Here is a 23,784-nt window from a genome sequence, read left to right as displayed (position 1 = left end):
CGCAGGTAGGTTGACTCAACCTGCGGGGTTGCTCTCTGTCGACGATGGTGCCGCCGCGCTGTGCGTGGGGGAGGGTTAGTCGATGACGCCCGTTGTTCGCAAGGCTTCGAGAAATAGTGCCTGGTCCTCTGGGCTCATCTGGTCGAAGAACCGGATGGAGAAGGCGAAGTACTCGGGAGGGAAGTCGGAGGTTTCGAGCAACCCGAGTAGTTCATCTACCCATCCCGGGTAGACGGTTTCCGGAGTTTCGGTCTCCCCTGGAGCCTCGGTGTCGTCCGGGGTAGTACCGCTTCCGCTGCTGCCCAGGGAGCCGAGTGAGCTGAGCGAGCCGAGGCTTCCGGTGGAGTTGCCGGAGCCGGGAAGCTCGGCGGCGACGGCGTTGGGGGCGATGACGAGGGCGGGTGCGATGATGGCGGCGGTGAGGCAGACCTTGATGCGGCGTGAGAGGCTCATGGGGAGTCACTTTCTGGAGGGAAACTGAAGTGACCTGAGAGTAACGCCGCGAAAGCTGGCCGCCTATCCACTAGTTCTGGTGCCACCTTCTCTGGGGGCAGGCCCTATCGGATCAGGGGATCAGGTCGACGATCGTGCCGACGAGGCCGGCGTCGATGAGTCGGAGCACGAGATCCAGGGCACCCGGGGTGTTGGCGATGAACGCGAATATGGCGATCATGTCGGTGATGCTCACCCCGGCATTCTGCAGGGCGGTGAAAATGGTGATGATGTCCCCGACGCTCACGCCTGCGTCCAGCAGGGCGGTGACGACGGTGACTACGGTGCCGATCTGGCTGCTGGAGATGCTGCCCAGGTCGCCCAGGTCACCTATCTTTTCGGTGATGTCGCTCGGCAGTGAGGAGGTGGGGGCGGTGTCCTGAGTGTCGGCCACGGCGGTGGGCGCGAACACGAGGGCGGGGGTGACGACGACGGCGGCGAGACCCGCCTTGATGCGGCGGGAGACGGGAGGGAGGGTCATGGCCCCTACTTTCATGCGGTGAAGTGGACGGGTTCACAGACTAGCAGTGTCACCGAAGCGTCGTCCACGCTAAATACGCAGCGCACAGTCGTACGCCTAGCGCCTCGAGGCGGACAGTCCCGTCCCCACCACCCCGGCGCACACCAGGGCGCAGGCCGCGACGACGACCAGTGAGACCGCGTAGTCCTGTCCGCCGGTCACCGCGGCGAGCACCGTGGGCAGCAGGAACCCCGGGTAGGCCACTGAGTGGTAGATGCCGGTCATCGCGGCCAGTTCGTCCGGCCGTGCCAGCGCCTGTGCCAGCAGTAGTCCGGACACCAGGCAGATGCCAAAGGCCGTGCCCAGCACCACCGCGGTGACGAAGGCCAACGGCAGGCTCCCCGTCGCCGCCGTCACCGCGGCCAGCGCCATGCCCAGGAAGATCAGCAGCAGCCCGGTCGGCAGGGCACGGCCGCGAGTCACTCGGTTGAGCCAGCCGACGGCGGGCTGGACCGCTGAGCCGGTGCCCAGGGTGAGCACGGTCAGCACGGTAGCGAAGATGGTGGTGTTGTCGCCGAGCCGGTGCTCGAAGACGGTCGGCAGCACCGCGTAGGCCACGCCCGCCGCGGCGAAGACCCACGGTGCGGCGGGCACGATGATGCGCAGGAACGGACGCCGGGCGTCCGGCGACAGGCGCAGGTCGGCCCACCAGGGACGCGACGGGGCGTCCTGCGCGGACGCGTCGGACGCACCGGACGCGGCACGCGCCGGTACCGTCTCCGGGCAGCGCAGCGTGGGCGCCAGCGCGATCAGGCAGAGCAGCAGGTGCAGCACGTACGGTGTTTGCGCAGGCCACGGGCCCCACTGCGCCAGGCAGCCGGTCACCCCGGCACCAATGGCGAAGCCCAGGGTGATCGTCAACGAGGAGCGCTGCGCGCCGGCGGTGATCTTCGCGTCCGGGTCGTATTGGCGACCGGAGAGTTCCTTGATCCAGCTGGAGCCCACGGACATGCCCACGCCCACGCCGACACCGGCGAAGAGGCGTCCGATGCACAGGACGGTGAAGGACGTCATGCCGCAGGCCAGGATTACGCTGCCGAGGGCGGCGGCGGCCAGGCCGACGAGCATCACGCGGCGTCGGCCGTAGCGATCCGACAGCGCCGCGGCGACGAGCAGGCCCGGGATCAGGCCGAAGACGTACATGCCCAGCAGCAGGTTGACCTGCCAGGCGACGTAACCGCCGAGCGTCTCGTAGAGGTGCAGCAGCGGGGTGAAGTGATTGCCGCCCCACGCGAGGAGGAAGACGGCGGGGACGGGCAGCGTCCAGAAGCGGTTCGGGCTCACCGGGCCACCTCGTAACGGCCGTGCATCCCGGTGAGGTGCGCCTGGATGAGGTCCTCGAAGGCGCTCACGTCGCCGCGGGAGACCGCGTCTGTCAGGGCGGTGTGCTCGTCGATGACGGCGTCGAGATTGCCGACCATCGAGCGCACGGCCAGGAAGGTCAGCCGGGCCAGGCGCGGGGCCAGCAGCCCGGAGATCTCGGTGACCACGCGGTTGTCGTCGAAGTGGATGATGTGCGAGTGGAAGGCGAAGTCCAGGTCGGCGAAACGCTCGGGGTCGTCGGTGCTGTCGCGCTGCTCGGCGACGGTGTCGGCGAGCTGGCCGGCCAGGCGGGTGCGCGCGTCGGGGTCGTCGGCGGTGCGTCGCACGATGTCGGTCTCGAGCATGGAGCGCACGGTGAGCAGCTCACGGCGTTCACGTTCGGTGGGCACGGTCACGGTGGCGCCCTTCTTCGGGGCGATGCGGACCAGGCCCCAGGCCTGCAGGCGCAGCATGGACTCGCGCACGGGGGTGCGGCTCACACCGCAGCGGGCGGCGACGTCGACCTCGGTGAGGGTGGTCCCGGCCTCGAGGGTTCCTTCGACGATCTGGCACGCGAGGTCGTCGGCGACGCGGCCGGCGATCGAACGTTCTGGTGTCGCCGGTATCCACGCCGGCGGGTTCTCGCGTCTGTAATGCATGCATCAAAGAATACAACGTATGGTTATGGTTTTGCGGAGGGGGTCGTGGTGCGGGGTGCGGGACGCGAAAAAGGGAGGTCACCGCGCTGCGCGGTGAACTCCCTTCGGGGTAGGACGTGCCGAGGTGGCTACTCGGCGGCGTCGGTGTCGCCCGAGTCGGTGTCGTCGTCGCCGAGGGAGCCGGTGACGGAACCGATCACGTCGCCGACGGTGGCGTCACCGTCATTGACCACGGAGATGATGTCGAGGATGGTCTGCAGCGACACGTCGCCGCCGAGCACGTCGCCCAGGATCGAGGCGACGGCCTTCCAGTCGGCGTCGGCCAGCGAGGAGGCGGCGTCCGAGGAGCTGATGTCGCCGGGCAGCGAACCCTCGGCAGAACCCTCGCTGGAGCCTTCGCCCTCACTGGAGCTGGAACCCTCGCCAGAACCCTCGCCTTCACCGCTGTCGTCGGAGAGTGCGGGTGCGGAGGAGTCGGCGGCGGGGGTTTCGACCTCGTCGGCGACGGCGATCGGGGCGGCGAGTGCCAGGGCGGGGGCAAGGGCGACGGCGGCAATGCCGGTGCGCGACAGGCGGGTGAAACGACGAGTGGAGATGCTCATGGTGGAACCTTCCGTGTGAGGGGTGGCTTATGTCTGCGAAGTGTAGGGCACGCTACCGATCGATGTCTAGGGGTTGTTTTTGTCCCTTATCTAATCCCCTGGCTAGTCCCCTGGAAGGACGCTTCGGCGGTGGCGGGCAAAACGTCGCAGGTCGGGTACCACGGGCGGTCGTCGCGTGCGAGGACGACGGCACCGTCGATGTCGCCGTAGGCGGCGATCACGCGGCGCGCGGGATCCCCGAAACCGTGGGGGAGACGCTCGCCGTAGCGTCCTACTATTTCGTCGCCGGCGGCGGCCACATCGGTGACGCCGCGTCCTATCTCGGCGACGCCGAGCAGCGTCGGGGCGTCCTGCGTGGCAGGCCGGTCAGCGTGCTCGATGAGTTCGAGGACGCAGTTCTCCGGGCCGGCGAAGTAGATCGAGCGGCTGGCCCAGTTCCCGCCGCGCTCGATGACGGTGGTGCCGTCGTCGTCGAGCAGGGGGTGGCCGGTGGCGGTGACGATGGAGCGCGCGGCGTCCTCGATGGTGGCGGTGGGGATCGCGAAGGCGAGGTGGTGGCCGCGTTCGCCTGCGTCGGACGCTCCGGCGGCGAAGTGCAGTGCGGTCCAGCCGAGCTGGACGGTGTCGCCGGTGCGCGTGGTGCCGAGGGTGGTCTCGAACCAGGAGGACCACCGCGCGGGGTCGTGGACCGGGAGGGTGATCTCGTGGAACTTCATGGGCCCGAGTGTAGGGGCGCGGGCACTGCCGCCGCCGTGACAGTTGATAACCGCTGTGAACTGCAGTGACGCATGATGTTGGCGTTCGCTGGCAATTCCCCCGTGGGTATCGCTATTTGCCGAGGGGCCCTTGTAGCGTCGCCGGCGGACAGGAGGATTCCCCGAATGAAGAAGCTGCAGAAGCCGAAGAACATGAAGAAGAGTCTCAGCGCCCTCGCCCTCAGTGCTGGCGTGGTGACGTCGCTGACCGTGGCGGTGGCCCCGAACGCCGCCGCCGATCCCGAGAGCTGCACGCCCTACGGCGACACCGCCGCACTGTCGTGCTCGGTGCACTCGGAGTCGATGGACCGCGACTTCAACGTGGTCGTGCGCCCCTCCCACACCGAGGGCAACCCGAAGGTCGCCCAGTTCATCGATGGTGCGGACTCCACCGACACCAACGCCTGGGTCACCGCCGGCGGTGCCCTGGAAGCCCTGGACGGCGAAGACGCCACGTTGGTCTTCCCCGCCATGGACCCGTGGAGCTGGGTGCAGGACTGGGACGGCGTGCCCGCCGCCCAGTTCGAGACCTTCATGAGCCAGGAACTGCCGGACTACCTGGAGTCCGAGTTCGGCGTGCCGAACGGCGGACGCGGCACCACCGGCGTGACGGGGTTGAGCTCCGGGGCGTACGGGGCGATGAATCTCGCCGCCAAGCACCCGGACATGTACTCCTCGGTGTACGCGCTCAGCGGGCTCTACGACCCGGGCATGCCCGTGCAGCGCGCCGTGGTCGACGGAACCTCCACGCTGAACAGCGGCAACGACGAGGCCCCGTGGGCCAATGAACAGGTCCGCGCGGAGAACAACCCCACGCTGAACATCGACAACCTGACCATGCCGGTCATCGTGAGTGCGTCGACCGGCATCACGAACTTCGCCGGCGACCTGGGCCCCGACCCCGTGGCCACGGTGGTGCGCGGCGGACCGTTCGAGGCCGGCTCGATGGTGATGACCGCGGAGTTCCAGGCCCGCGCCGCCCTAGCCGGACGCGACAACATCGAGTTCAACTACGACATCATCGGTGCCCACGCCTGGGACACCTGGCGCCGGGCGGCCTTCGAGCAGGGCAATATGTACACCTTCATGGACCGGATCTGAGCCGGATCTGAGTCTTCCGGTCGCGCGGGTGCCGCGGCGTTCGTAGGATCCCTGGGGTAACTCTCCTCCTCTCCTTCCCCTCAGGATCCTCACTGTGCCCCTCGCCATGCCCCTCACCATGAAGAAATCCCGCAGGACGTCCCTCTCCGCCCTGCTCGTATCGATCGCCGCGCTCGTCACCCTCGCGCCGCCCGTTGCGGCGGACCCTGCCGCCGATATGTCGGACGCCGCGGACGCTGCGGCGGCCGCGCCGCGCATCTCGCCGGACGGCTGCACGCGCATCGCGGCGTCCGACGCCTTGCGTTGCACCGCCCACTCCGAGGCCATGGACAGGGACATCCCTGTACTGGTCAGGCCGTCTCTGACGGAGGGGAGTAGGGAGGTCGCCACGTTCCTCGACGGGGCGAACAACAGCGGTTCCAACGGCTGGCTGAGCACCATCAAGGTGCACCGCGAACTCGCCGACGACGACGCCACCCTGGTCTTCCCCGTGATGGACCCGTGGACCTGGACGCAGGACTTCGACGACGTGGACGCCGTGCGCTACGAGACCTTCGTCGCCGAGGAACTGCCCGACTACCTGGAGGGCACCTTCGGCGTGCCGGACGGCGGACGCGGCAGCACCGGCGTGGCCGGGTTGAGCTCCGGGGCGTACGGGGCGATGAACCTGGCCTCGAAGTACCCGGGGCAGTACAACGCGGTGTGGGCGATGAGCGGGCTCTACGACCCCGGCATGCCCGCGCAGAAAGCGGTCGTGGACATCTCCGCGCGCGGACGCTCCGAACACCACGCTGTGCCGTGGGCGTCGGGCGACAGTGTGAAGGACAACAATCCCACGCTGCGCCTGGAGAACCTGACGATGCCGGTGATGATCAACGCCGCCAGCGGGGTGCCGAACTTGGGCAACCTCGGGCCCGACCCGTTGGCGGTGGTCTTCGAGGGTGGTCCGTTCGAGTTCGGCTCGATGGTGTTCACCCGCGAACTGGAGCTGCGCACCAGGCTGCGCGGCATGGACAACGTGCACTACCGCTACGACCTCCTCGGCGCGCACGACTGGGACACGTGGATCCGCGCGGCGCTGGACGACGACGGTGCGCGCCGCTTCATGGATGCGGTGCTGGGGGAGGACGGTGCGGGTTCTGGTGCCGGGAACGGTTCCGGGGACGGCTCGGCGGACGGCTCCGCCGCCGGGAGCGCCGGCGGCTCGAGCGTGTCGAGCGGGCCGGGGGCATCGTCGTAGGAGGGGCGGAGGTGAGGCCGCAGGGCGGTCGGGTTCCTCACTGTCCTGTCACTGTATGCAGAGACGGCGTCAGTGAAGTTCACTGACGCCGTCAGTGTATAGAGTGACGCTCTCACTGCATATAGAGACGCTGTCACTGTATAGAGTGACGCCCTCACTGTATGTAGTGACGCCGTCAGTGATGGTTATCGCAGTGTCACTGCAGTGCCGGAGGCGCAGACCATCATCATGCCGCCCTGGCCGAGGTTCTCGTAGTCCAGGTCGACGCCGATGATGGCGTGGGCGCCCAGCTCGGAGGCGCGCTGGACCATCTCGCCGAGTGCGGTTTCCCGTGCCCGAGTCACCTCGCCCTCGTAGCTCTTGCTCCGGCCGCCGACGAGGTTGCGGAAGCCAGCGCCGATGTCCTTGAACATGTTGATGCCGGCGATGGTCTCTCCGGAAACGACGCGAAGGTACTCGGCGACCTCGTGGCCTTCGATGCTGTTGGTTGTGGTGACGATCATGGGACGGCTCCTCGGGGTCGTGGGGGAGGGATATTGAATCCGGCTCTTCGAAGCCGGCGGTGCGCGTGGGTACAGCGAGGTCTCCAGCATGAGGTTACCGAGGTCGGTGAGGCGGCCATGGTGAAGGCGCGTGAGACGGGGGTGGCGTCGAGTGGCGGTTCCGCGGTGCCGCCGAACCGACACGTGGGCTGAACCGCAGATCGTGGACAGGTAATTAAGTGGCCTTGAGTTCCTCAGAAGCAGGTTCAACGACGAGATTAATCTCGAACTCGACCGGCGGGATGTAGTCAAGCGCGGAGCGAAGACACCGACGGTTGTACCGCGACTCAATCCAGTTCACCTCAGCTTGCTTCGCCTCGACCCAGGTGGACCACCTACACGGGCCGTAGAACCGAAGTCTTCAACATTGCCCACGCACGTTGAAGCCATCGCGTTGCCCCAGCGCACACCTGTACGGCCCACGATTGCCGCACCTTCAGCTCCTGACGCTCCGCGAACGTGGCGTTGCTGGTGAATTCACTGCCTCGGTCGGCATGGAACACAAGGTCATCGGGTCCTTTTTCACGCAGTGCGTGCGCCACGTGAAGAGCACACTCGAACAGGAACGTCCCCATTCGTGAGTCCATCGCCCAACCCAGGATCCGCCGCGAGTGCGCATCGGTGATCGCTGCGAGGCAAGACCATCCTTAACCGGTGCGAAGCTAGAAGATGTCCGATAGTCAGACAGCACTAAGCCGCACCGTGTCCCACTGCCGTGTGACTAGGTCAGGGCCTTTGTAGGGGTGCAGTCCATGGATGGTCGTCACCGGGGGTGTCCACTACTCGAGGGCAGGTGCACATTGTATATATTAAAATGTACTCCATTAGCTCGGTGCAGGTGACTAAACAGCTGGTTCGTTCTGTACGTCTATTCCATAGGCAAAGGCGACCGATTCGCCAATGAACTGGCCCAGTCGCACTGGGACGGCGTTTCCGATCAGCTGTTCCTGGTTCGTTCTGGCACCTTCAAACTTGAAGCCTTTAGGGAATGTTTGAACCCTAGCGCGCTCTTCGGTCGTCAAGGGCCTGGCTTCCGACACTGGAGCAGAATCGCCTTTGTGCCCAGGATAACCGGCCGGAATCGGCCGGTTCACGCCACGTATTGTGGGTGAAGGTTCGTCGACCGAGAATATGCCACGCCTCTGATAGCTGCGCGGATGCCTGTAGTAGTGGTCTACATCCAAATCCTCACCAAACCATTTACGTATGGTCGTGGGGGATTCATCTAGCTCCGTTTCCCAAAAGTCCAGAACTTTGTCAGACTTGTGAGGGTCTAGGGAGCCGAAAGCTATCAAACGCTTGCGAGTCTGGGGAACTCCACAGTACGCCGCATTCAGTACCTTCTTAACGATGTGGTAGCCACTTTCCTTCATCACCTCCAAAGCACGGTTGTACGCACCTGCGCCAGCTGCCCGTGCAACGTTCTCCATCACAAAGAACGGAGGCATGAAATGGGATACGATCTCAGCATACTTTTCAGTAAGATCAGCACGGTCTCCCTCCGTGCGTTTACCGGCCGACGAAAAATCCTGACACGGTGGCCCCCCAATGATGGCAGGGAAAGAACCGTCGGGGTTGCGGTGGCGCTCGAGCTTCTGGATGGTGAGATCCACATCGCCAAGGTCGAGAATTTCAGCTTCATGGCCAAGGTTATTGGCGTTATATGTATCAACCGCCGGCTTCCAGTTGTCATATCCCGCAATGATGTTAAACTTGGCGAACTGAAAGCCCAAGGACATACCGCCACAGCCCGAAAATAGATCGACCACGCCGGGGAGCGCTGAGAGTGGTTCGACACCTGACTCGAATCCGGGTGCCCCTGAAACATGTGCCCGAATGAGCTCCGAAGCCCAGACGTTCCCCCCATTTATGTCGTCCGATGTCGGCTCGGGGAGCTGGCCCCTTGCTCGCTTAGTACGGATTGTGTCGACGCTGACACCCAAAAAATCCGCCAACCGCTTGACATCGAAGAGTCCGGTTGCAGGGTCAGCGCCATCGAGTGGGGATTCTAGATTGGCCATGCTGGGGATCCTACCAGCCGGGGGCCGCAAACTGAAACGCTAGGGCGCCAGAAGAGGACCCCTAGCTATCCCACTCGTCTTCAGTGCGTAGTTTCTCCAGCGTGAAGCGCAGTGAAAGTGATGCGTCCAGCCTCCGCTCGGGCAACAGATATTCACTCGCCTCTGCGCTCAGGATCTCATCTATTTCATCGGCCTTTACCCGCGGGTAGAGGTACTCATCCGACATCATGATGTCGCGTGCCCCAGTGGTGAATGAACCAGCCTTATCGGTCTGCTTCCCGTAGCCAGTGTCCTCCTTGACTCGGTTGAAGTCCAGGTTTCGCTGTGTTGAGTAGTCCCACAGGGAGCGAATCAGCCAGATTAATGAACGAGCTGGCCTGGATATCTTCGTGGGCCGGCCGTTTTTAAGATCCCCGTGGGAATCTAGGTAGTCCTTACGTGTCGAGTTCAGGTAGAGCTCTACGAAGCTGAGTTCAGTCCAGATGAATGTGTCGAAAGCATGATCGTCCAACAATGGCTTTTGTCCTTGTGAACGCCATACCGCAACCATGATCAATGGGCGTTGCACCTCAATACCTTTGGCAATCAATGCTTCCGTAGCGCGGACGATTTTGGGGAGGTTTCGGATCATTGCAGCCTCGTCACGCCATTCAAAGTCGTTCGGCAATCCAAGCTCTTGTTGTAGCAAGGTCTGCATTTCGTAGCGACGAGTCGAGGTATATCCGTATGCAATTGAGAAAGCGATTTGTTCAATGGTCGGCGGACGTGACACGATCTCGCAGGCCTGCTCTTTACGCTGGCGGTGAGCAGTACCGGAGTTCGGGACAACGACGAGTTTTAATTCAAGCGGATGCAATGGCTCACGAGTTGTGTTGTCGAAGATGACAACATCGGAAGGCTGAATTGACTCCGCATTTGTGTACTGCCGATACGGTTCGAAGCCAGCTTCGAACTGGAAATACGCATTGCTCGGTTCAGTGTGAATGATATCTTGCCAGGGAATCTTCACATGCTCGGTCGTGGGATGTCCGTCCTCTCCCACCGTCGCACGGATTACCGAAACCGGCAGGCCCTTCTCCTTAGCCAGATACTGAGTTAGTGCCAGCGGAAAGGCGTTAGTGAATGTGTTCTTCCCGTAGCTCTTTTGCTTGGTGAAGTCCTTGTTCGCATTCTCAAGACCATATAGATACGTCATGATGACCCACCCTACATATCCTGTTCGGAATACCGGCGTGACACGCCGGCATGCCCCGCTCAAAATCGGTGCTTAGGGCCTTGACCTGCGAGCGCCCCGCGACGCTCGGGGATCAATACATGATGGACGTGCCTGTATACTCGACGGGGAACGTGGTCTCACGATTTCGGAAAATTCATCTGAGCGTCGAAGATGGCCCCCGAGAACATGAAGAAAGTGGCCCTGACCTGCCACCATTCATAGTGGCATAGCCGGAATCTGTAACAGGATAGAGATCACTCTCGAGGCGAAGAATGTCGACACCCTCATCGATATCACCACTGAGCGCTCCGTGTTCTCTAACGCCGGCACACTCCTGCTCGCCGACGACCAACGTCGAACTTGTCCGCACTGCGTGCCGCTGCCTGCCCGGATCCTAGAAGGGCGGAAACATCGCCTGGAATGATCTCGGTACGACCTCTCGCTGGTGGACTCCGTGTCCTGGGTGACTACGGAATCTCAATTCGTACTCCTGATGGCAGATCTCCAATCATGAACAACATCTACCCGCTCCATGTCTTCGTGAAGAAGGATGATGTCGAAGGTTCTGACTTCTTCTACCTCGGGGAAGCCCGCGCCCGAGATGCGCGTGACACGCATATCCCGGATAAAAACGGCAACGATGTCTCGATCGTCAACATGAAGCTCGCTCTCGGGACTCCCGTTGACCCGGCGCTGTACGGCTACTTGACCGCGCCCCTGGCTCGGTAGCCACAGGCGCCGGTAGTCAGGCCGCTACTTCAACTCCTCGTATGCGTCCCGAAGGGCCTCTGACGCGGGAGCATCCCGCCAGACCCTGTGAGTCGAGATGTTGGTGTACGCGGAATGCAGGTCAGTGATGCGCAGCAGCATCTCGCCTCGCAGCGCATCCCTCGCATTAGCGACCCATTCCGTCCGTTCCTCTGCTGTGAGCTCGTCCATGGCATCCTCGATTCGTAGTGGCGCTTGGTCTCGTCACTTTATCGCTGGCCACGGACATGGAATCGGCTCCGTTCGAACACCGCCCGCCCCAGCCCGACCTGACAGCTCCCGTTTACCTGCAGTCCGGGTTGCGTCAACCTCCGTGTCCTATCGTCACTCCCCGTGAAGCCTCCCTACTGTAGAGCGGCCCTGGCCGTCGTCCCCGTCCTGATGCTCGCCCCACTGCCCGTTGCCTGCGCGGCGGACTCCGACGCAGGCTCCGGCTCGGCCACGACGTCCAGCATCACCCCGGTGCCTACCGACGGCACCGCCGGCAGCGGCGACACCGACTCCACCGTGGTGATCAACGAAGTCGAATCGGACGGTGATTCTGAGGGCGACTGGGTCGAACTTGCCAACACCGACCCCAACAACCCCGTCGACGTCGCCGGCTGGACCGTCATCGACGACGATGACTCTCACGACCCCATCGTCCTGCCCGAGGACACCGAGATAGAGTCCGGCGGCTACCTCGTCGTCTTCACGGACGATTCCTTCGGCCTCGGCGGAACCGATTCCGTGACCCTCTCCGACTCCTCCGGCACGCTCATCGACGAGACCAGCTGGTCCGGCCACGCCGACACCACCTGGGGCCGCGTCCCCGACATGACCGGCGACTTCACCACCACCGGCGAAGCCACCAAGGGCCTGCGCAACGTCGCGTCCGACGAGACCGACGGCGCGCAGGCGGATACCGAGCCGTGGCCCTTCGACCCGCAGGACGTCGCCCCGGTCACCCTCACTGACGACCACGACGGCGAGTTCACCGAGGACTTCACCGACGAGGACATGTCCGGCGTCGACTTCGGTGCCGACGGCACCGCCTACGTCGTCAACAACGACGAGGGCGTCCTCTACGTCCTCACCCCGCAGGACGGCAACAGCTACCACGTGGACGCCCGCCACCAGCTGCGTTATCCGGACGGCACCGGCATGCCGGACGCCGAGGGCGTCACCGTCGGGTCGGACGGCGCGGTTTACGTCGCCACCGAACGCGATAACTCCGACGACACCAAGAACACCTCGCGTCCTTCCGTCCTGCGCTATGAGGTTGGGGAGGAGGACGAGGACGCCGAGCTCGCGGCCACCGACGAGTGGAACCTCGACGAGTTCACCGGCGACGTGGAGGCGAACGGCGGGCTGGAGACCATCGCCTGGATCTCCGACTCCCTCTTCGCCGTCGGCGTGGAGGACACCGGCGAGGTCCTCTTCGTGACCCTGGATGCCGGACAGGACGCCAGCCTCGAGCAGCGCTACGACTCACCCTTCGATGGGGTGATGGCCAGCGACTACGACGCCGACACCGGCGAGCTGACCATCCTGTGCGACGAGGCCTGCGACGGTGAGTCCCAGGTCCTGGTGGCCGGTGACGGTGAGGAGTTCTCGCCGAAGGACGACAGCATCAGCGCCCGCCCCGCCGGCACCGACAACCTGGCCAACGAGGGGTACGCCCGGTACGTCGGGCAGGACGGCACCGAACGCTTCCTCTGGGCAGACGACGGCGCCACCGACGGTGTCGGCCTGCGCGGCGCGGTGGGCTGAGGGGGAGAAATCACCGGGCCGCAATCATGGTGAAACACCCGGGGTGTTCCATGGTGGGCATGAGCGAACACCCCGAGCACCCCGAACACTACGACTACGTGGTCGTGGGCTGCGGCTCCATCGGCTCGATGGCCCTGTGGCAGCTCACCGAACGCGCTCCGGACGCCCGCATCCTCGGCCTCGAACGCTTCGGCCGCATCCACACCAAGGGCTCCTACTCCGGCGAGTCGCGCCTCTTCCGCGTGGCGCTGAAGGAGGGCGGCATCTACATCCCGCTGGTGCAGCGCGCCCGCGAGATGTGGCTGGAGCTCAACAAACGCACCGGACGCGACGTCTTCCTGCCCATCGGCGCGGTCAGCGTCGCCCCGGCGGACTTCGCCACCATGCGCCAGACCATGGAGGTCATCGCCGAACACGACCTCGAGCACGAGGTCCTCGACGCCACCGAACTCGCAGGACGCTACCCTGCGTTCGCCGCGCCGGCGCCCGGGGCGTCCCCCGACGTCGCCATCGTCGACCCCGCCGGCGGCGGGATCCGTCCCGAACTCGCCGTCGCCCTGTCCCAGCAGCTCGCGCTCGACGCCGGTGCCGAACTGCGCGACCACACACGCGTGCTCGCGATCGAGCCGGGGGAGGGGCCGGACGGCTCGACGTTCATCCGCCTCTCGCGGCAGGACGGCACCGTCGGTACCGTCATGGCGGACAAGGTCATCGTCGCCAACGGGTCCTGGGCAGCCGACCTGTACCCCGACCTCGCCGAGCACATCAGCGTGCAGGCGATCCCCCTGACCTGGTATCTGCCGTTGGAGATCACCGACTTCTTGCCGGAGAACCTGCCGATCTTCATGCGCGACGTCACCACTTCCACCGGTGAGGTCTGGCACTGCTACGGCGCGCCCAGCCTCGACGGCTACAGCGTGAAGATCTCCCACGGCGACTTCGCCGGCGGTGCGTCCACACCCGACGGAATCGAGGAACTGCGCACGGGCGTTCTGCCCGAGATCCTCACCACTCTCTTCGCCGAACGCACCTCCGCCTTCTTCGACGGCATGCTCGACGATCCTGTCCGGCTCACCATCCACCACGACGGTTTCACCGCCGACCACGTCCCGGTCCTCGGCCTCGCGCCCGGCAGCGACGGCGTCGTGACCGTGGCGACGGGGATGAGCGGCAACGGCATGAAGTTCGCCCCCGTCTACGGTCGCATCGCCGCCGACCTCGCCGTCGACGGGACCTCGCCGCTGCGTCCCGATTCCTTCGATTACCCCACCACCGCCCGCAGGTCAGCGGCGGATGTCACCTGAGTCATGCTCCAGGTTGAAAAATCGCCCGAAACTGCCCTGGGCCATGACTCAGGTGACATCGCGGGGTTTGCTGACGAAGGGCAGCGGGGAGGCTGCTACACCTGTGAGGCCAAACGGGTGACGTGTAGCGCGAGGTAGCTCTGCTCGTCGTCCGAGAGTGGGGTCCCCAGCCGCAACGACAGGACGGTGCTCAGTCGGTCAGCACAGTTCACCGCGTCCGGATGAGATTGGCTAAGTGTGTCCCTGAGTGGGAATCCGCCCTCATCCAGCTGCTTTCCGTCGTGTACCCGGACGAACAGGTAACGCATGTGCGTGATGAACCTGGCGGCGTTCACCGAGTGGCGATCGACCGTGATGCCGTACGCGGAATCCACGACATCAAACAGCTGGGAGAAGATCCCCGTCATCTGGTAGGTCGCGCTGAGGTCACCGGAGTGAAAACCTGCGTTGACGAGGTGCAATGCGATGGAGACTGCTTCGGCATCGGGGAGCGCCGATATATTTTTCTCTGCGAGGCGGAGATTCGCCCTCGCCAGAAGTGTCCGCGAGGTCGCGTACTCCTCGGGGTAGAGATGCCCGACCTCGGCGGTCAGCGGGTGCGCGTCGTGCATTGACTCAGGACGGCCCTGCTGACTGGTGGCCAGTTCCATCCGTTGAACCGCCATATGCAGGTGATCGGCCAAGGCCAGCACCGTGGGGGAGGGGATCTCAAGCGACTCGGTCAGCGAGCCGGCGAGTTCAACGAACCAGAGCGGGACATCGGCGGCAAGAGCGGCGACATGGTCAGGGTCCCGACTGTCCTCCGGGGAGAACACCTGTGAGATCTTCTGCTCATCGACCACGTCACCAGGTGCCGCGCCGAACCCCAGGCCACGACCCGTCAGCACCACCTCGGTGCTGTCTGTGTCGTCGCGTGCGGCCAGAACAACATTGTTGTTGAACACGCGGAGGATCCTCATGCCGCCAACCCTATGCTCTACTCGGCCAGTCCGGAGCCGGAGGTGAGCACCGCGCCGTTGCTCGCGATGACCTCCTTGTACCAGTCGAAGGAGCGCTTCCGGTACCGCTGGAGTGAACCTGAACCGTCGTCGTTGCGATCGACATAGATAAATCCGTAGCGCTTCGACATCTGGGCGGTCGACGCGGACACCAGGTCGATGCAGCCCCAGGCGGTGTATCCCATGACGTCCACGCCGTCGGACAACGCTTCTCCCACCTGGACGAGGTGGTCGTTGATGTAGGAGATGCGGTAGTCGTCCTCGACGGTCTTCCCGTCCTCGACATCGGGGGCGTCGACGAGCACGTCCTTCGCGCCGAGGCCGTTCTCCACGATGAACAGGGGACGCTGCCAGCGGTCCCAGTAGTCGTTGAGGATGATGCGGAGCCCCGCGGGGTCAATCTGCCATCCCCACTCACTCGACTCCAGGAGAGGGTTGGGAATACCGCCGACGATATTGCCCTCGCCGCTGACCTGCTTGCTCGGGTCGGCCGTCTCACACACCGACATGTAGTAGGAGAAGGAGACGAAGTCGACCGTGTTCTTCAGTGCTTCCCGGTCAGCGTCGGTGATGGACAGGTCGATGCCCTTCTCCTGCAGAAGGCGGCGGTAGTACCCCGGGTACTCGCCCCGGACATGGATGTCGCCGAAGATGTAGTCCATCTGGGACTCGTACTGTGCCTTGCGCTGGTCAGCGGGTGCGCAGGACAGCGCGTACCGCGGCACCGCAAGAATCATGCAACCGACCTGGTTGTCTGCCGAGATGTCCTTGGCAGCCTTGGTCGCCAGGGAAGACGCCACGAGTTCGTGGTGGACCGCCTGGTAGAGCTCTGCCTCGCTGATCTCACTACGAGGAACGTCGATACCCCCCGCCATGAAGGGCTGGTGCAGCACGGCATTGACCTCGTTGAAGGTCAGCCAGTAGCGGACCCTGCCCTTGTACCGGTTGAACACCGTCGTGGCGAAACGCAGGTAGAAGTCGATCATCTCCCGGTTGCGCCAGCCCCCGTGCTCCCGTGCCAGGGCCAGCGGGGTCTCGTAGTGGGACAGGGTGACCAGAGGCTCGATGCCGTACTTCTCCAGCTCGTCGAGGACCCGGTCGTAGAAAGCGAGTCCTTCCTCATTCGGCTCGTCCTCGTCTCCCCGGGGGAAGATTCGTGACCAGGCGATGGAGAAGCGGAACGTCTTGAACCCCATCTCGGCGAAGAGAGCGATGTCCTCGGCGTAGCGGTGGTAGAAGTCGATGGCGACCTGCTTCAGGTTGTCGTCGGTCGGACCGTCTTCAGGTGGTGTCTGAAGACCGTGGGGCATGACGTCCTGGATGGACAGGCCCTTGCCGCCCTCCGCGTAGGCGCCTTCGATCTGGTTCGCGGCCGTCGCGCCGCCCCACAGGAATCCGTTGGGGAATGCAGTCATGATCGTTCCTTTCTTAGAGAGTTCAGTAGAGATCAGTGTTCTTACTTCTCGACGTCGATGATGGTGTCGCCCTGGGCGATCTCGCCCGTGGCGACAGGGGTGACCGACGTCAGTTTCTTGGTGTTCGTGACGATCACCAGGGTGGTGGCCGGGTGCCCCGCCTTATCGACGGCCGCCAGGTCCACGGTGCCTAGGGCATCGCCCGCGGTGACGTGTTGACCGCGTTCCACCAGGGTGGTGAAACCTTCGCCGCCCATCTTCACGGTGTCGATTCCGATGTGGACGAGGAGCTCGACACCGTCGTCCCCGAGCAGACCGAGTGCATGGCCCGACTTCTGGACCGCGATGACCTTCCCGGAGATCGGCGAGGACACCGTCGTTAAGCCGTCGGTACGGTGCGGTTCGATTCCGATTCCTGACCCCATTGCGCCAGAGGAAAAGACCTTGTCGTCCACGGTCTCGAGTGCCACGACCGTCCCGGCGAGGGGGCTCTGGATGGTTGCCTGGCCGGGTGCCTCCGTTGACGTGGAGGCACTCGACGCAGGCTCGGACGCCGTGGAGGGCTTGCCCGTCGTTACGCCGAGTTTGCGTTCTGCCATGGGGACGACGAACCACGTGCCCACGAATCCGATCACGGTGGCGATGATGCAGGCGATCACCGTCAAGGTGAAGTCGCCGACATTGGTCATCGCGGGCAGCGACAGCACGGAGGGGAAGACGAAGGTGTCGTAACCGCTCTGCCCGATGCCGATGAAGATGCCGCCGATCGCGCCACCGGCAATGCCGACGTAGAACGGGTATTTCAACGGCATGTTCACACCGTAGATAATTGGCTCCGTGACTCCGGCGAGGAAGCCGGAGATCACGCCGGGGCCGGCGACCTTCTTGCGCTCCGGATCGCTTGAACGGATCCAGACCGCGGCTGCGGCCGCCGCCTGAGCCAGCACAGCGGCGACAGCCGGCCCCAGAATGGTGCTGTAGCCCATGACCGCCAGGTCGTTGATCGACAGCGGGATGAATCCCCAGTGGAGTCCGAAGAGTACGAACACCTGCCAGAGTCCGCCCATCACCGCACCGCCCAGCCACGGGACACTCTCCATGGTCCACGCCAGTCCTTCCGAGAGCCAGGTGCTGAGCTGCATGGTCACCGGACCAATCGTCAGCAGGACCACGGGGACCATGATGAAGACGACCAACAGGGGGGTGAGGAAGTTTCTCACTGCTCCCGGCAGTACCTTCTCCAGCCATCGTTGGAGGTATCCGGCGACCCAGACCGTCACGATCGCCGGAATCACGGAGGAGGTGTAGTTCATTGAGTTCAGCGGGATGCCGAACAGGTGGACCCCCTCAGCGTCCGAGAGCGCGACGATCTGCGGGAGGACAAGCGGAGCCACGACCGCCAGCGCGATGTACTGATTGACCTTGAACCTGCGTGCAGCGGTCAGCGCGAGGAACATGGGCAGGAAGTAGAAGACACCGTCGAACGTGGCATCCAGAATCAGATAGGTGTCGGAGGCCTCGTCGAGGAGCCCCGTCGTTTCCGCCAGAACCAGGAATGCCTTGCCCAGTCCCAGGCCGGCGAGGACCCAGAGCAGCGGACTGAACAGCGCCGAGATGAGGTCGATGAACTTGTTGAAGACGTTCTTGTCGGAGTCCCCGTCATCATCTGTCGAGGGGCCGTCGGCTTCGGCGTCGTCGCTGCCACCGGTGTCTCGAACACCCTTGGCGGCCATTCCGTCGAGGGCGATGACGGCTTCGTAAGCCATGGGCACGTCATTGCCCACGACCACCTGGTGCTGGCCACCGGAGTGAATCGCGGTGATGACCCCGGTCACCTCATTGGCGGCCGCGAGGTCGGCCTTGTCCTCGTTCTTCACCTTGAACCGCAAGCGGGTGGCGCAATGTGTCACGGTGCGGATGTTGTCGTTACCGCCTAAGGCGGTCACCACATCTCTCGCCAGCGGGGCGAAGTCCTGCTTCGTCGCCATCTCAAACCGTTCCTTCCGTCTCGCCGGGGCATCGGGTGCCACGGTTCGTCCTTCTGATACGCAGAAAGACCCGGCACTCCATCTGCTCAGCGAAGCGCTGAGAGTGGAGTCCCGGGTCTTGCCCCCGTTGCTGATTCCGGTTCACGGTGACGGGGTTACAATCCTGCGGCCCCCAGATCGAAGGGGGCGGACTTAGTGTCAAGTATCGACCACGGCAAAGAATTTGGCAAGGGAAAATATTCGACTGGCTACGGTCGGGTTCGTGCGCTGCAGCGGAAAGGCCTCACCCCTGCGCCGCGCGACGCCAGGTGCCGTCCAACGCCTCGTGGAGGCGTCCAGTGGTGGCGTCGTCGAAGAAGGTGGTGCGCAGCTGCTCGTTGAGCCCGCCCGGGGTCTCGTGGGAGCGGATCACCTCGGGCATCGGCGTCGCCGTGTCCACCAACGACGGTGCCAAGCTCGCCGCCATGCCACGGATGAACGGTTCGGCCACGTCCTGCGGCAGCCCGCGTCCCACGGTCCAGTCCACCAGCGAGGAGATGTACTGCAGCAGCCCGGTGCACGCGCCGGTGGTGGCGGAGAGCACGGCCATCTGCGACTCGTCCGGCACCACGAGCGCCCCGCCGATGCGGTCGAACAGTTCGACGGCGGCGGGGACGTCCGGGGTGACGGGCACCTCGATGCCGTGCTCGGCGACCGGCGGGAGCGGGATCGCGCGGGCGACCGGGACGTCGTCGCGTCCGACAGCGCGGCGCACTGCCTCGATGCTCACCCCGGCGAGCACGCTGACCACGGTCTGACCGTCTCGGAAGGGGGCCTCGGCCAGGGCCTCCTCGAGCTGGTCGGGACGCACGGCCACGACGACCACGTCGGACTGGCCGACGACCTCCGCGTTGGACGCTGCGACGCTGACCTGCGGGAACCGCTCGCGCAGCCGCGCGACGTTGGCGGAGCCCCGCGGGGAGAGGACGACGGGTGTGGGGTCGTCACCTGAGCCGTCACCGTCACCGGTGCCGCGCAGGAGCCCCTCGACCATCGAGACGGCGATGGACCCGACGCCGACGAAACCCACGGTGCCGAGCGTGCTGTTCATGGAGTTGTTCATGATGCTCACCGTGCCAGGAACTTGTCGTCAGTGCCACAATGGGCGCATGTCTTCGAGCCCCTCCAGAATCACCGTCATCGGTGCCGGCGTCACCGGCCTGTCCTGCGCGCATGAACTCGCCGACGCCGGCCACGAGGTCACGGTTATCGCCGATCACGGCCCCGGCGACACCGTCTCCGCTCTGGCTGGGGCGTTGTGGTTCCCGTACAGCACAGGCGTGTCGGACGAGGTGCTGGAGCGTTCACTGGTGCGTTTCGCCGAACTCGCCGCGCTCGGCGACGGTGCCGCCCAGGCAGAGGACGATCCCGACGCGATTGAGGACTTCGACGACGACGTCCCGCCGGTGCAGATGCGCACCGGCATCCTGCACGAGCGTCTCGACCCGCCGGACCGCTCCTGGGTCGCGCCGGTGGTGAAGGTGCTGGGTGAGGACGCCGTCCGCCCGGTCGAGGGAGGAGTGCAGGCCACCCTGCCGATGATCATGACCTCGGCCTACCTCGCCTGGCTGATGGACGCCTGCCGCATGGCCGGGATCACGTTCCAGTGGCGGAAGGTGGAGTCCCTGGACGAGTTGAAGGACGCGGCGGACGCTGTCGTCGTCGCCGGGGGTCTGCGTGGCGGCGAGCTGCTCGGCGGCGACGACTCGCTCACCCCGGTGCGCGGCCAGCTGATGCTGCTGGCCAACGGCGACGGCGGGGAGGACGGCCCGCGACTCACCGACTGGGTCGTGGATTCCGATGACCCGGACCAGCTCACGTACGTTTTCCCGCGTGAGGACGAGATCGTCGTCGGCGGGACGGCGCAGGCCGGCTCGTGGGACGAGACCCCGGACCAGGAGACCGCCGAGGCGATCCTGGCGCGCGCGGAGGCGCTGGTCCCGGAGCTGCGGGAGCTACCGATCCTGGGTCATGGCGTGGGGCTGCGTCCGGCGCGTCCGACGGTGCGTCTGGAGCGGGTGGACGGCCTGGCCGTGCCGGTCGTCGCCGCCTACGGGCACGGCGGCGCGGGCGTGACCTTGTCGTGGGGCACCGCCGAGCGCGTGGTGGAACTCATCGCCGAGTTGTAGTTATCCACAGACCCGGGGCGGGTGCTTTCGCCGACCCCGCACCATCAGCTTCAATGATGCGATGGGGGAGAACAACGGGGAAAACAAAGATGCTGCACAACGCCGCCGAGAATTCCGAGAAGCCAAGCAACGGCGCAGGACGTGGCTGGCGACGGCGCGGAGGCAGGGTCGCGTGCCGGACGGCCCGGGCCTGGAGCATTCGATCCGGGTGCTGCCGCGTCCGGTGCCGGAACGCAGGACGCAGGTGCTTGCGTCCGGCCGGGCTTCGCGCACGAACCTGACCTCGCGCTACCAGCACGTGACCAGGACGATCGTGGTCAGCACCGTGCCCGAGGACATGCCGGAGGAGTTCCGGGTGCGGGCGGAGGACTGCGGTGCCTTCGGGGTTGATGCCGTCACCCGCGCCCGTGCCCACGTATTGAACAGTGCTGCTGTCAGCGTGGTGGGTTTCTGGGCGGCCGCGGCGTTCCACGGACTGCCGTACTGGTGTGACGATGCCCCAGTCGTCCTGCTGCGCGATGCGTCGCCCAGCGGGGACGCGCGTTCCTGGGTCGCCGGGGCAACACCGCAGAGACCGGTGTTCCGGCGGCTGCGTCGAGGCACGCCGACGCTGCGTCCTGACCCGGAGTTCCCCGACCTGCAGGTCGTCGGTGTGGAGGTTGCCGCAGGTCAGTGCCTCTATTCGGTGTTGAACGGCACGCACACGTGGGATGTGCCGGACGTGCCCGGGCTCACCGTGCGGGAGGTGCGTGCCGTGCAATTCATCGATGCCTTCCACCAGTGCACCGGGCTCAACGCGAACGGTTTCCGCCGCGGAGCACGCTTTTACGTGAACAGTCGGTGGCTCGACCGGCTACTGCGGTTGGCGGACGCCGGGGCGCAGTCGCCGCGCGAGACGCTGCTGCGGCTCTTCGCCCGCGACGTCCTACCCACCGGGAACATGTGGACATCGCAGGTCACCGTGCTGCTGGACCCGAAAGGGCGGCCGTGGAAACACCTCGTTGCCGACCTGGCGTGCGAGGAACTGAAGATCGCCCTGTTCTACGACGGCTCGTACCACCGCGCGGAGGAGCGGCGCGGCATCGACTTCGACCAGGTTCACCGGCTGCGGGCGTTGGGCTGGGAGTTCGTGCGAGTGGGCGCGGCGTTGATGGCGGATGTGCCGCAGATGTTGGAGGACGTGGATGAGGCGGTGGGGCGGGCGGTTGCTGCCGCGGCCGGTGATGTCACCTGAGTCATGCCCCAGGTAGAAAAATGGCCGATTCTTTACCTGGGGCATGACTCAGGTGACATGCGCCCGGTAGTGCACCTACAGCCCCGGCCTGCCGCCCCGTCCTACAAGGCCGGGGTGAACCCGCCCGCCGCCGCCGAACGCACCATGCCCTCGTCCGCCATCCGGTTGACCTCGGCGTAGTCGGCGCCGGCCGGGGATTCGGCAGAGGAGTCCCACACCACCTCGCCGCCCACGTACACCTGCCGCAGGTGACGCAGCCCGCACGCGAGCACGTAGGTCGCCACCGGGTCCCACACGGGCCCGGTCGCCGGGTCGCGCGGATCCACCACGACCAGGTCGGCGAACTTGCCGACCTCCAGAGAACCCACTTTGTCGCCCACGCCCATGGAACGCGCGGAGCCGAGGGTGTGCAGGCGCAGGACGTCGTCCACCGCCATGATCGATGCGTCGGAATGTACCGCACGCTGGGTGAACAAGCCGGTGCGCATGTTCTCAAAGGGGTCGGAGGTGTCGGTGCAGGATTGGTCGTCGACACCCATGCCCACGGTCACGTCGCGCCCCAGAAGCGTCACGATGTCGGCGATGCCGGAGCCCAGGCGACCATTGGACATGGCCTGCCACACCACGGAGGTGCCGGACTCGACCACGCGCTCGACCATCTTCTCGGTGGGGTGCACGAAGTGGCCGAAGGCGAAGTCGTCGCCGAGCACGCCGGCGGCGTCGTACCAGTCGAACTTGGACTGCTGGATGTCGATCTGTTCGGCGGTCTCCACGAAGTGCGCCTGGTTGGTGATGCCCCACTTCTCCATGAGGGTCTTCTCGCGTTCGGCGGTGACCGCGTCGGACGCCCACTGCACTGCCCCGTACACCGAGCCGCCGAGGTCGAGGCCGGGCGCGACGCTGTCGAGGTGTGCCATGGCGACCCCGAAGGCGTCGAAGGCGTCCTGCTCGGGGAGTTGTTCATCGTCGACGCGCACGGAGGTGACGAAGCGGATGCCGGCGTCGGCGACACCGTCGATCTGGCGGGTCACGAAGTCCGGCTCGTGCACCTTCACGGCCTTCAGCGTGGAGGTGTCGTAGTCGAAGCGGCAGATCACGCGCGACTGGGTGAAGTTGTAGACCGACGTGATGCCGGACGCCAGGTGGTCCAGCCCGCCGGCACGGGAGAGCCAGTACATGGTCTCCGGGTCGGCGTTGGCGAGCATCGCACTGTTCTGCGTGACCCACTTGTACAGCGGTGATGAGTGCTCCACCCCGCGCATGCCGCCGGTGTAGATGTGGCTGTGCGCGGAGATGAAGCCGGGGGCGAGGAAGGCGCCGTCGAGGTCGACGACACGCACCGCGTCGGACGCTGCGTTGGACGCTGCGCTCGCCGCGTCCTCCGGCGGGGTGCCTTCGCCGAGGCCGCTGATGCGTCCGGCATCGTCGACGCTGAGCCATCCGCTGAACCAGCGGGGACTGTCGGGGTCGGCGCTGACGGGCAGGATGACGGCGTTGGTGAACAGTGTGGGCATGACGGGGTGGAACCTCCTGGTCCGGCTGGGTTGTGGTCAGTCGGCGGTGTGCAGGAATGCTCTCTTGTGCCGCGCGGTGGCGTCACAGTGACGCTTCCCCACGCGGCAACGGTCGTGCACCGCGGTACGGCTCTGAGTCTAGGGCGCGGGTGTTTCCGCGGTGTTGCTTCGGCGAGTCCGCTCCGGTGCGGGG

Annotated in this window: 21 protein-coding genes and 1 pseudogene; 7 read left to right on the top strand and 15 right to left on the bottom strand. The window is 65.2% G+C overall.

Going from position 1 to position 23,784, the window contains the following annotated elements; genetic code table 11:
• Positions 1 to 75 precede the first annotated feature (75 nt).
• The 6 genes from ACT3SZ_RS02830 to ACT3SZ_RS02805 all read right to left on the bottom strand — a co-directional run bounded on the left by ACT3SZ_RS02830 (position 76) and on the right by ACT3SZ_RS02805 (position 4,291).
• Positions 76 to 453 carry a hypothetical protein gene (locus tag ACT3SZ_RS02830; RefSeq protein WP_444616515.1) on the bottom strand — a complete coding sequence of 126 codons (378 nt, stop codon included), beginning with the start codon at positions 451 to 453 and terminating at the stop codon, positions 76 to 78.
• Between the two features lie 112 nt (positions 454 to 565).
• Positions 566 to 973, bottom strand: coding sequence for a hypothetical protein (locus ACT3SZ_RS02825; RefSeq protein ID WP_444616513.1), 408 nt, complete (start codon positions 971 to 973; stop codon positions 566 to 568).
• A gap of 96 nt (positions 974 to 1,069) precedes the next feature.
• Positions 1,070 to 2,296: an MFS transporter gene (locus tag ACT3SZ_RS02820; RefSeq protein ID WP_444616511.1), complete on the bottom strand. Its 1,227-nt coding sequence runs from the start codon at positions 2,294 to 2,296 to the stop codon at positions 1,070 to 1,072.
• On the bottom strand, positions 2,293 to 2,973 hold the full coding sequence (locus ACT3SZ_RS02815) for a GntR family transcriptional regulator (protein ID WP_444616510.1): 681 nt from the start codon (positions 2,971 to 2,973) through the stop codon (positions 2,293 to 2,295). Before ACT3SZ_RS02815 ends, ACT3SZ_RS02820 begins: the two co-directional genes overlap by 4 nt.
• 128 nt (positions 2,974 to 3,101) lie before the next feature.
• A complete protein-coding gene (locus ACT3SZ_RS02810; RefSeq protein WP_444616508.1) occupies positions 3,102 to 3,575 on the bottom strand; it encodes a hypothetical protein in 474 nt (157 codons plus the stop codon).
• Positions 3,576 to 3,661: 86 nt separating this feature from the next.
• On the bottom strand, positions 3,662 to 4,291 hold the full coding sequence (locus ACT3SZ_RS02805; protein ID WP_444616506.1) for a VOC family protein: 630 nt from the start codon (positions 4,289 to 4,291) through the stop codon (positions 3,662 to 3,664).
• Positions 4,292 to 4,456: 165 nt separating this feature from the next.
• Here ACT3SZ_RS02805 and ACT3SZ_RS02800 point away from each other — a divergent pair, with 165 nt between their 5' ends.
• Complete coding sequence (locus tag ACT3SZ_RS02800; protein WP_444616504.1) at positions 4,457 to 5,431, top strand: alpha/beta hydrolase; 975 nt, start codon at positions 4,457 to 4,459, stop codon at positions 5,429 to 5,431.
• 118 nt (positions 5,432 to 5,549) lie between these two features.
• Positions 5,550 to 6,671, top strand: a complete 1,122-nt coding sequence (locus ACT3SZ_RS02795; protein ID WP_444616501.1) for an alpha/beta hydrolase — start codon at positions 5,550 to 5,552, stop codon at positions 6,669 to 6,671.
• Between the two features lie 185 nt (positions 6,672 to 6,856).
• Here ACT3SZ_RS02795 and ACT3SZ_RS02790 read toward each other — a convergent pair whose 3' ends face one another.
• From ACT3SZ_RS02790 to ACT3SZ_RS02775, 4 genes and pseudogenes are all read right to left on the bottom strand, one after another.
• The gene (locus ACT3SZ_RS02790) at positions 6,857 to 7,174 is read right to left on the bottom strand and encodes a YbjQ family protein (protein WP_444616499.1); all 318 of its coding nucleotides are present in this window, start codon (positions 7,172 to 7,174) and stop codon (positions 6,857 to 6,859) included.
• Positions 7,175 to 7,548: 374 nt separating this feature from the next.
• Positions 7,549 to 7,848: pseudogene (locus tag ACT3SZ_RS02785) on the bottom strand (DDE-type integrase/transposase/recombinase); the annotation flags it as partial.
• 207 nt (positions 7,849 to 8,055) lie between these two features.
• On the bottom strand, positions 8,056 to 9,234 hold the full coding sequence (gene dcm, locus ACT3SZ_RS02780; protein WP_444616497.1) for a DNA (cytosine-5-)-methyltransferase: 1,179 nt from the start codon (positions 9,232 to 9,234) through the stop codon (positions 8,056 to 8,058).
• Positions 9,235 to 9,295: 61 nt separating this feature from the next.
• Positions 9,296 to 10,429: a HindVP family restriction endonuclease gene (locus ACT3SZ_RS02775; RefSeq protein ID WP_444616495.1), complete on the bottom strand. Its 1,134-nt coding sequence runs from the start codon at positions 10,427 to 10,429 to the stop codon at positions 9,296 to 9,298.
• Between the two features lie 531 nt (positions 10,430 to 10,960).
• On the opposite strand from ACT3SZ_RS02775, the gene ACT3SZ_RS02770 reads away from it, so the two are divergent.
• The 3 genes from ACT3SZ_RS02770 to ACT3SZ_RS02760 all read left to right on the top strand — a co-directional run bounded on the left by ACT3SZ_RS02770 (position 10,961) and on the right by ACT3SZ_RS02760 (position 14,274).
• Positions 10,961 to 11,179, top strand: a complete 219-nt coding sequence (locus ACT3SZ_RS02770) for a DUF3427 domain-containing protein (RefSeq protein WP_444616493.1) — start codon at positions 10,961 to 10,963, stop codon at positions 11,177 to 11,179.
• Between the two features lie 372 nt (positions 11,180 to 11,551).
• Positions 11,552 to 12,970 carry a lamin tail domain-containing protein gene (locus tag ACT3SZ_RS02765; RefSeq protein WP_444616491.1) on the top strand — a complete coding sequence of 473 codons (1,419 nt, stop codon included), beginning with the start codon at positions 11,552 to 11,554 and terminating at the stop codon, positions 12,968 to 12,970.
• Positions 12,971 to 13,029: 59 nt separating this feature from the next.
• Entirely contained in the window at positions 13,030 to 14,274 is a 1,245-nt protein-coding gene (locus ACT3SZ_RS02760; protein ID WP_444616489.1) for an FAD-dependent oxidoreductase, read from the top strand.
• A gap of 95 nt (positions 14,275 to 14,369) precedes the next feature.
• On the opposite strand, the gene ACT3SZ_RS02755 is transcribed toward ACT3SZ_RS02760, so the two are convergent.
• The 4 genes from ACT3SZ_RS02755 to ACT3SZ_RS02740 all read right to left on the bottom strand — a co-directional run bounded on the left by ACT3SZ_RS02755 (position 14,370) and on the right by ACT3SZ_RS02740 (position 19,777).
• Entirely contained in the window at positions 14,370 to 15,233 is an 864-nt protein-coding gene (locus tag ACT3SZ_RS02755; RefSeq protein WP_444616487.1) for a PRD domain-containing protein, read from the bottom strand.
• Between the two features lie 17 nt (positions 15,234 to 15,250).
• Positions 15,251 to 16,687 carry a glycoside hydrolase family 1 protein gene (locus ACT3SZ_RS02750; protein ID WP_444616485.1) on the bottom strand — a complete coding sequence of 479 codons (1,437 nt, stop codon included), beginning with the start codon at positions 16,685 to 16,687 and terminating at the stop codon, positions 15,251 to 15,253.
• A 41-nt stretch (positions 16,688 to 16,728) separates the two neighbouring features.
• Entirely contained in the window at positions 16,729 to 18,675 is a 1,947-nt protein-coding gene (locus ACT3SZ_RS02745) for a beta-glucoside-specific PTS transporter subunit IIABC (RefSeq protein WP_444616483.1), read from the bottom strand.
• A gap of 283 nt (positions 18,676 to 18,958) precedes the next feature.
• Entirely contained in the window at positions 18,959 to 19,777 is an 819-nt protein-coding gene (locus ACT3SZ_RS02740) for an NAD(P)-binding domain-containing protein (protein ID WP_444616481.1), read from the bottom strand.
• Here ACT3SZ_RS02740 and ACT3SZ_RS02735 point away from each other — a divergent pair.
• Together ACT3SZ_RS02735 and ACT3SZ_RS02730 are read left to right on the top strand one after the other, a co-directional pair.
• Positions 19,719 to 20,843 (top strand): FAD-dependent oxidoreductase, encoded by a 1,125-nt coding sequence (locus tag ACT3SZ_RS02735; RefSeq protein ID WP_444616479.1) that lies wholly within the window; start codon positions 19,719 to 19,721, stop codon positions 20,841 to 20,843. The two genes, ACT3SZ_RS02740 and ACT3SZ_RS02735, sit on opposite strands and share 59 nt — an antisense overlap.
• Before the next feature lie 61 nt (positions 20,844 to 20,904).
• The gene (locus ACT3SZ_RS02730) at positions 20,905 to 22,077 is read left to right on the top strand and encodes a hypothetical protein (RefSeq protein ID WP_444616477.1); all 1,173 of its coding nucleotides are present in this window, start codon (positions 20,905 to 20,907) and stop codon (positions 22,075 to 22,077) included.
• 101 nt (positions 22,078 to 22,178) lie between these two features.
• On the opposite strand, the gene ACT3SZ_RS02725 is transcribed toward ACT3SZ_RS02730, so the two are convergent.
• A complete protein-coding gene (locus tag ACT3SZ_RS02725; protein WP_444616475.1) occupies positions 22,179 to 23,591 on the bottom strand; it encodes an amidohydrolase family protein in 1,413 nt (470 codons plus the stop codon).
• Between the last annotated feature and the right edge of the window lie 193 nt (positions 23,592 to 23,784).

The organism is Corynebacterium sp. AOP40-9SA-29 (genome assembly GCF_052377405.1).
Classification (GTDB): Bacteria; Actinomycetota; Actinomycetes; order Mycobacteriales; family Mycobacteriaceae; genus Corynebacterium.
The sequence above is the reverse complement of the archived record's forward strand: the minus strand, read 5'-3'. Positions and strand labels throughout refer to the sequence as shown.

Coding starts and splice junctions, on each gene's coding strand:
- ACT3SZ_RS02750 (WP_444616485.1), bottom strand. CDS start 16,687: ATGACTGCATTCCCCAACGGATTCCTGTGGGGCGGCGCGACGGCCGCG.
- ACT3SZ_RS02795 (WP_444616501.1), top strand. CDS start 5,550: ATGAAGAAATCCCGCAGGACGTCCCTCTCCGCCCTGCTCGTATCGATC.
- ACT3SZ_RS02755 (WP_444616487.1), bottom strand. CDS start 15,233: ATGAGGATCCTCCGCGTGTTCAACAACAATGTTGTTCTGGCCGCACGC.
- ACT3SZ_RS02800 (WP_444616504.1), top strand. CDS start 4,457: ATGAAGAAGCTGCAGAAGCCGAAGAACATGAAGAAGAGTCTCAGCGCC.
- ACT3SZ_RS02760 (WP_444616489.1), top strand. CDS start 13,030: ATGAGCGAACACCCCGAGCACCCCGAACACTACGACTACGTGGTCGTG.
- ACT3SZ_RS02770 (WP_444616493.1), top strand. CDS start 10,961: ATGAACAACATCTACCCGCTCCATGTCTTCGTGAAGAAGGATGATGTC.
- ACT3SZ_RS02830 (WP_444616515.1), bottom strand. CDS start 453: ATGAGCCTCTCACGCCGCATCAAGGTCTGCCTCACCGCCGCCATCATC.
- ACT3SZ_RS02740 (WP_444616481.1), bottom strand. CDS start 19,777: ATGAACAACTCCATGAACAGCACGCTCGGCACCGTGGGTTTCGTCGGC.
- ACT3SZ_RS02730 (WP_444616477.1), top strand. CDS start 20,905: ATGGGGGAGAACAACGGGGAAAACAAAGATGCTGCACAACGCCGCCGA.
- ACT3SZ_RS02745 (WP_444616483.1), bottom strand. CDS start 18,675: ATGGCGACGAAGCAGGACTTCGCCCCGCTGGCGAGAGATGTGGTGACC.
- ACT3SZ_RS02775 (WP_444616495.1), bottom strand. CDS start 10,429: ATGACGTATCTATATGGTCTTGAGAATGCGAACAAGGACTTCACCAAG.
- ACT3SZ_RS02815 (WP_444616510.1), bottom strand. CDS start 2,973: ATGCATTACAGACGCGAGAACCCGCCGGCGTGGATACCGGCGACACCA.
- ACT3SZ_RS02825 (WP_444616513.1), bottom strand. CDS start 973: ATGACCCTCCCTCCCGTCTCCCGCCGCATCAAGGCGGGTCTCGCCGCC.
- ACT3SZ_RS02805 (WP_444616506.1), bottom strand. CDS start 4,291: ATGAAGTTCCACGAGATCACCCTCCCGGTCCACGACCCCGCGCGGTGG.
- dcm (WP_444616497.1), bottom strand. CDS start 9,234: ATGGCCAATCTAGAATCCCCACTCGATGGCGCTGACCCTGCAACCGGA.
- ACT3SZ_RS02735 (WP_444616479.1), top strand. CDS start 19,719: ATGGACCCGACGCCGACGAAACCCACGGTGCCGAGCGTGCTGTTCATG.
- ACT3SZ_RS02725 (WP_444616475.1), bottom strand. CDS start 23,591: ATGCCCACACTGTTCACCAACGCCGTCATCCTGCCCGTCAGCGCCGAC.
- ACT3SZ_RS02790 (WP_444616499.1), bottom strand. CDS start 7,174: ATGATCGTCACCACAACCAACAGCATCGAAGGCCACGAGGTCGCCGAG.
- ACT3SZ_RS02810 (WP_444616508.1), bottom strand. CDS start 3,575: ATGAGCATCTCCACTCGTCGTTTCACCCGCCTGTCGCGCACCGGCATT.